The organism is Pseudomonas sp. MF4836, assembly GCF_002018875.1.
In the GTDB taxonomy this organism is placed as follows: domain Bacteria; phylum Pseudomonadota; class Gammaproteobacteria; order Pseudomonadales; family Pseudomonadaceae; genus Aquipseudomonas.
On the sequence record NZ_MVOL01000041.1, the window covers coordinates 1 to 1,356 of the forward strand.

Below are 1,356 nucleotides of genomic sequence, written 5' to 3' on the forward strand. Positions count from 1 at the left end.
CAGCGCCGAGGTCCAGGCCGCCCACCCACTGCTGTACTACACCGGCTGGACCAGCAATGGCGTCATGCTCATCAAGCACCAAACCGAGATCGGCGAAGGGGTGGGTGTGACCTTCTATTCCATCTACCAGCACCTGCACACCGTGGCCAACAAACCGGGCACCGAAACGCCGCTGAAAAAAGGCGACAAGGTCTACCGCAAAGACCCGATCGGCAAGGCCGGGGCCGTCTACGGAAAACCCAATCGCATCCACTTCGAGATCGTTGCTGACCAGCGCAATGTGGAAGCGCTCATGGGCCGCAGTGCCGGTCCACTGACCGCCCCGCAAGGCCGGCGCACCAGCGTATGGGGCGATATGCATATCGTTTTGCCCGCCAACACAGTGCTTTACACCCAGGACCCTCGTACCGAGAGCAAGGCTTATGTGGTGCGCACCAGTCACCCGGGCTCAGGGGGCATCAACGACAGCCTCAATTCAGTCGCGCAACGCTTCCACACCACCCCCGAGCGCATCCGCCGGCTCAACGGCGCACCCGCCCAATCAGCCAACTGGTGGTCAACGGTGGCGGCGGCAACCACGGTCGCCCAGCGCACCATCCGCGTACCGGCCCAGTACGGCGCCGCAGCGAACGCACCGCCCGCGGACCTGTCCCTGGAAGATTGGCGTCACTGGCACGCCACCCGCAGTGGCCGGACACCGGCTGATCTCATCATCAGCCTGAGCGAAGTGCGAGGAACCATCCTCCTCACTACCCGCGACCGCGAGGGTGCCGTGATCGGCCGCTGTACGGAACCCGAGGGTGGCTACAACCTGTATAAAACCGCGGTCAAACACTACCCCGGCTGCCCCAGCGCCGGTTATGAAATGCTGCGCTTCGGACGCATCCTCGGTCCTGATGCACCTGCCGCAACGGACATGCAAGGCGGGCGTCTGCCCCATGTGCGCAAGATCGTCACCCCGGGCGGCGTGCAAGCGTTCGTCGACCTCAACCCGGCAGGGGTCAAGGTGTACAGCGACGCTGATTTTCCCGACTGGCTCGGCTGGACCTTTATCGACGACGACACCGATGGCAACAGTCGCTGCGACTCGAAACAGTTACTGGACCTGATCGAGCCCATGGCGCCCACCCCCAACCCCGCGCCGAACTTGCCGGGAGTGCTGGGCGAAGCCGTGCATGCCGCCGCCAAGGCGTTGGACACGGCCCTGCACTACAAAGACCGCCTCGCCCGAGCCTACGCCAAGATCCACAACGCCAGCATGCGCAAGCGCCTGAGCTACTGCGTGGCCAAACTCCCTACCGAGTGGTCGCGCGACGACTTCGACCAGCGCTGGGGCTGGATCAAAGGCGACGACCC

Annotated in this window: 1 protein-coding gene; it reads left to right on the forward strand. The window is 64.4% G+C overall.

Annotated elements, in window-relative coordinates:
- On the forward strand, window positions 1–1,356 hold a 1,356-nt coding region (locus MF4836_RS35700; RefSeq protein ID WP_202971977.1), incomplete at both ends, for a hypothetical protein.